The 4980-nt window shown below is 72.7% G+C and carries 4 protein-coding genes; 2 read left to right on the forward strand and 2 right to left on the reverse strand.

Annotation, left to right across the window (positions count from 1 at the left end; genetic code table 11):
- Positions 1 to 146: 146 nt before the first annotated feature.
- The gene (locus ABTZ99_RS44625) at positions 147 to 1169 is read right to left on the reverse strand and encodes an alcohol dehydrogenase catalytic domain-containing protein (RefSeq protein ID WP_499619225.1); all 1023 of its coding nucleotides are present in this window, start codon (positions 1167 to 1169) and stop codon (positions 147 to 149) included.
- Between the two features lie 5 nt (positions 1170 to 1174).
- The gene (locus ABTZ99_RS44630) at positions 1175 to 1885 is read right to left on the reverse strand and encodes a DUF2306 domain-containing protein (protein WP_498783584.1); all 711 of its coding nucleotides are present in this window, start codon (positions 1883 to 1885) and stop codon (positions 1175 to 1177) included.
- A gap of 276 nt (positions 1886 to 2161) precedes the next feature.
- On the opposite strand from ABTZ99_RS44630, the gene ABTZ99_RS44635 reads away from it, so the two are divergent.
- The gene (locus ABTZ99_RS44635) at positions 2162 to 3481 is read left to right on the forward strand and encodes a nucleotide disphospho-sugar-binding domain-containing protein (protein WP_499619227.1); all 1320 of its coding nucleotides are present in this window, start codon (positions 2162 to 2164) and stop codon (positions 3479 to 3481) included.
- A 14-nt stretch (positions 3482 to 3495) separates the two neighbouring features.
- Entirely contained in the window at positions 3496 to 4854 is a 1359-nt protein-coding gene (locus ABTZ99_RS44640) for an FAD-dependent oxidoreductase (RefSeq protein ID WP_498783588.1), read from the forward strand.
- Positions 4855 to 4980 lie beyond the last annotated feature (126 nt).

Genomic DNA, 4980 nt, shown 5'->3' on the forward strand with positions numbered 1-4980 from the left:
CGGGGTCGGCGGTGGGTGGGTGCACTTCCAGCGGCGCCCTGGTGGACGCGGCGTGGGGGGGGGGGGCGGGGCGGGCGGGCGCGGCGCCCGGGGGGCCGGCGGGCGGGCCGCCCCCCCCCCCCCCGCCACCCGTTCCGCCTGTGCCCTCAGAAGCGCAGAACCGCGCGGAAGCGCACCTCCCCCGCGGCCACCCGGCCGACCGCCTTGGCGGCCTCCGACGCGTCGTGGACCTCGACCTTCGGCGTCACCGCGCCGCCCGCCACCAGGTCCAACGCCTCACGCAGGTACGGCAGGCCGTTGTGGGTGGAGCCGATGATGCGGTGCCGCTGGGTGAAGAACGGCTGCATCGGGTTCGGCGCCAGGTCGAAGCCCTGCGAGTTGTCGAACCCGGTGAGCACCAGGCGGCCGTCCGGACGCAGGCCGAGCAGACTGTCCGACGCGGCCCGGTAGGAGCTGCCCACCGCCAGCACCACGTCCGCGCCACCCGCCTCGGCCAGCTCGGCGCCGGTGCCGACCACCACGTCCGCACCCAGTTCGCGCGCGAGCGCGTGCTTGTCGGGCGAGTGCGTGACGGCGACCGTGTCGTGGCCGCACGCCTTGGCGAACTGCAGCGCGAGGTGACCGACCGCGCCGATGCCGAGCACCGCGACCCGCTCACCCGGCTGCGGATCCGCCTGCCGCAGCGCGCTCCACGCCGTGTACCCCGCGCACATCACGGGGGCGGCGTGCTCGTAGGAGAGGCCGTCGGGCAGGAGCACGGTCGCCGCCGCGGCGGCGACCACGTACTCGGCGTGCCCGCCCGCGACGGTGAACCCGGTGACCACCGGCGCGGTGCAGTTCAGCGCGGTCTGCCCGGTCACCGGTAAGTCGAGCTTGCAGTACCCGCAGCGTCCGCAGCCGGCCTGCACCCAGGTGGTGCCGACCCGGTCCCCGACCTCCCGGGACGTCACGCCGGGCCCGACCGCGACGACCTCGCCGACGGGTTCGTGCCCGGTGACCGCCGGGGACACCGCGGGGAACGGGAGCACGCCCTGCGTGGCCAGCACGTCGTTGAAGCAGACGCCCGACGCGTGCACCTTGATCAACACTTGGCCGGGGCCCGGGGTGGGCGTGGGAACCTCACGCAGTTCCCATTCCAGTCCCGGTCCGGGGATGACCGCTGCCTTCATGTCCCTCACCTCTGCCTGTTGGTGACGGCGACGCGGCGCCGCCGGTTCGCTGTCCGCTCCAGCCACCACTGCGCGATCAGCAGGTTGATGACGATCCCGATCCAGCTGGCGGCCTCGAGGATCGGCGGCAAGGCGTCCGGGGTGAAGCCGGGAAACGCGGGCGCCGCGATGACCATGACCCGACCCTCGATGATCTGCAGGCACAACGCGAAGCTGTAGATCATCCACCGCCGGTGCTCAGCGTAACGCCGCTGCCGCACCATCCGGTAGCCGGCGATCGTCGTGCCGAGCCACAGAATCCCGCCGACCGCGTTGCCCACCGGCCCCACGGCGAACGGCGTGATGACCAGCGCGAGCAGGCCGGACGGGAGGACGCCGGCGAACACGTACAACCGCCCGCTCCACCGGTGCACGACAGGGTGCCGACGCCGCAACCAAGGCCACACCTGAAGCACCACCGTCACCATCGCGACCGTGCCGAAAGCTATGTGCGCCACCAAGAACGGGTAGTGCAGCGGGAAGCCTTCGGACAGTGCGATCCGGGACCGCGCGGGGTCCAACGTCACGTACACCGGTAGGGAGATGAAGAGGAACGCCGCGACGAGGAGTGCCAACGGCACCATCCACGGTCGCCGCCACAGGCTCGTCCGCCTCGGCACGGCGCCGTCCGTCCCGACTGGATCAGCCGAAACGTCGATCCGCTGTGTGGAGGTCACGATTCTTCCTTCCCTTTTGGGCACACGACATCCCAGCCTTGCCGAATCGGACATCCGGGACTTCTTCAGGAGTGCGGACAACCGCAGCGAAGAGGGCAACAACGAAGATGCCGTGCGGTGCCGCGGCAGCACAGGATGGTGCCCAGGCGCCACTGTGGACCCGGTCCAGAACGGACTCTCGCGCCGCACCGGCGATTCGCCGTCAGGCGGCGCGGTGGCAGGTGGCACGTGGCCCGCCCGTCAACGAACGGCACGATCAACGGCTGAGGAGCATTGATGCGCGTCCTGTTCGCGGTGTGGCCGGCAACGGCACACCTGCACCCGTCCGTCTCGCTGGCCTGGGCGCTCAAGGCCGCCGGGCACGAGGTGCGGGTGGCCTCGACCGCGTTGATAGCCAAGCAGATCGCCGCCGCAGGGCTCTCCGCCGTGTCGATCGGCGACCAGGAGCGGATGCTGCCGCCCATGGGCGCCGGCAACCCCGACCTGTGGGCCGCCGCCGACGAGCTGTCCCCGCTGACCGAGGTCCTCACCAGCGACGACCCGGCCGACCGCTACCCGTGGGAGCACTTCCGCCAGTTCATGCTGCCCTGCGTGTGGAACTTCCACCCGACCGACCCGGCGGTGGCGCTGGAGCGCTCCGGGTTGCCCGACCTGGTGAACTTCGCCAAGGCCTGGCGCCCGGACCTGGTGATCTGGGACCCGTGCTGGCCCTCGGCCGCGGTGGCCGCCAAGGCCAGCGGCGCCGTGCACGCGCGACTGCTCTGGGGCCACGACATGTTCGCGTGGACCAGGGACCGCTGGGCGGAGCGCAACAGCCTGCCCGGCGTCGACCTGGGTCCCGATCCGCTGGAGCGGTACGTGGCCCCGCTCGCCGACCACTACGGCGTCAAGGTCGACGACGACCTCCTGCTCGGGGACATCACGATCGACCCGGCCCCGCAGGGGATGCGGCTGCCGACCCACCGCTCGCGCGTGTCGATGCGCTGGGTGCCCTACAACGGCGCGGACACCGTCCCCGAGTGGCTGTACGGGCCGGCGGAGCGGCCGCGGATCGCGCTGTGCCTCGGCGCGTCGATGCGCCAGTTCGGCAACGGTCACGAGGAGCTCATGGCCGCGATCCACGGCCTGGTGGGCGACATGTTCGAAGCGGTGTCCGAGTTGGACGTCGAGCTGGTCGGCACGCTCAACGAGGCGCAGCTGCCCAAGGGCAAGCCGATCCCCGACAACGTGCGCACCGTCGAGTACATCCCCCTCGACCAGCTCCTGCCGAGCTGCTCGGCGCTCATCCACCACGGCGGCGTCGGCACCTGGGCGGCCGCGGTGGCGCTCTCGGTGCCGCAGATCATCCCGGTCGAGCCGTGGGGCATCGAGTCGCCGATCACCGGCCCGTACATGGCCGAGCGCGGGGCGGGCATCGCGATGAACCGCGCGGAGCTGTCCGTCGAGGACATCCGCAAGCAGATCTTCGACGTGGTGTCGAACCCCTCCTACCTCGAGGGCGCGAAACGGGTCCACCACGAGTGGATGTCCGCGCCGAGCACGCACGACGTCGTGCCCCTGTTGGAGAAGCTCACCGCTGCGCACCGGAACTCCTGAGCTGAGGACGGCGCATGGACAACAAGGTCGGAGACCGCGCGCTCGTCCTGGGCGGCAGCATGGCGGGCATGCTCGCCGCGCGGGTGCTCGCCGAGGCCTACGCCGAAGTGGTGGTCGTGGACCGGGACGAGCTCGTCGGCGTGGCCGGGGTGCGGCGGGGCGTGCCGCAGGGCAGGCACGTGCACGGCCTGCTCGCCCGCGGCCTCATCGTGCTCGACGAGCTGTTCCCCGGCTTCACCGACGGCGTGCGCGCCGCGGGGGTGAAGGTCGGCGACATGGGCCGTGACCTGCGCTGGCACTTCAACGGCGAGCGGCTCGCGCCGGTCGAGACCGGGCTGTTCGTCGCGGGCGGCGACCGGCCGACGCTCGAGCACCACGTGCGGACCAGGGTGGCCGCGATCCCGAACGTGCGCTTCGTCGAGGGCCACGACGTGGTCGAGCCGGTGTTCTCGCCCGACAACAGCCGGGTCGTCGGCGCGCGGATCCAGCGGCGGGCCGAGGGCAGCACCCCGGAGACCGTGACCGCGGACCTGGTGGTGGACGCCACCGGCCGCGGCTCGCGCACCCCGTCCTGGCTCGAGTCCGCGGGCTACCCGCGGGTCGAGGAGGAGCGGGTGAAGATCGGCCTCGCCTACTGCACCCGCCGGTTCGCGCTGTCGTCGGACCACTTCGGCGGCGACGTGTCGGTCAACCCGGTCGCGACCCCCGGCCACCGGCGCGGCGGGTTCCTCACCATCGTGGGCGAGGACCGCTGGGCGCTGTCGCTCACCGGGATCTTCGGCGACCACGCCCCGACCGACCCGGACGGGTTCCTCGCCTTCGCCAAGTCGCTGCCGGTGCCCGAGGTGTACGAGGCGGTGCGCGACGCCGAGCCGCTCGACGACCCGGTGTCCTTCCAGTTCCCCGCGAACGCCCGCAAGCGGTACGAGCGGATGCCCCGGTTCCCGGCGGGCCTGCTGGTGCTCGGCGACGCCGTGTGCACCTTCAACCCCGTCTACGGGCAGGGCATGACGACCGCCGGGCTCCAGGCGCTGACGCTGCGCGAGCACCTGCGGCAGGGCACGATGCCGCAGGCGCGGGCGTTCTTCGCCGACATCGCCAAGGTGCTCGACGCGCCGTGGGACATCGCCGCGGGCGGCGACCTGGCCTACCCCGACGTGGTCGGGCCCCGTCCGCTCAAGGCGCGGATGGGCAACTCGTACATGCCGAAGGTGCAGGTCGCGGCCACCCGTGACCCGCAGGTCGCCCGGGCGTTCCTCCGGGTGGCCGGGTTGGTCGACCCGCCGACCGCGCTCATGCGCCCGGGGCTCGCGCTGCGCGTGCTCCGGCAGTCGAAACCGGCCGCCGGGCCCTCGAACCGGCGGGTGGCGTAGCACCGGACCGGCGGGCCCTGCCCGATCGTGGCCACGACCCGCCGTCGCTCCACTCGATCTCCACCTTGCGGGCGAGCACGGCGGCGGTCGGCAGCAGTGGCATCACGCCGGTCGGCACGAGCGACC

The organism is Actinosynnema sp. NPDC002837, assembly GCF_040295345.1.
GTDB lineage: Bacteria > Actinomycetota > Actinomycetes > Mycobacteriales > Pseudonocardiaceae > Actinosynnema.

What these genes read in the sequence shown, in the direction of transcription:
- ABTZ99_RS44625 (WP_499619225.1), bottom strand. Translation starts at nt 1,169, where the DNA reads ATGAAGGCAGCGGTCATCCCCGGACCGGGACTGGAATGGGAACTGCGT.
- ABTZ99_RS44640 (WP_498783588.1), top strand. Translation starts at nt 3,496, where the DNA reads ATGGACAACAAGGTCGGAGACCGCGCGCTCGTCCTGGGCGGCAGCATG.
- ABTZ99_RS44635 (WP_499619227.1), top strand. Translation starts at nt 2,162, where the DNA reads ATGCGCGTCCTGTTCGCGGTGTGGCCGGCAACGGCACACCTGCACCCG.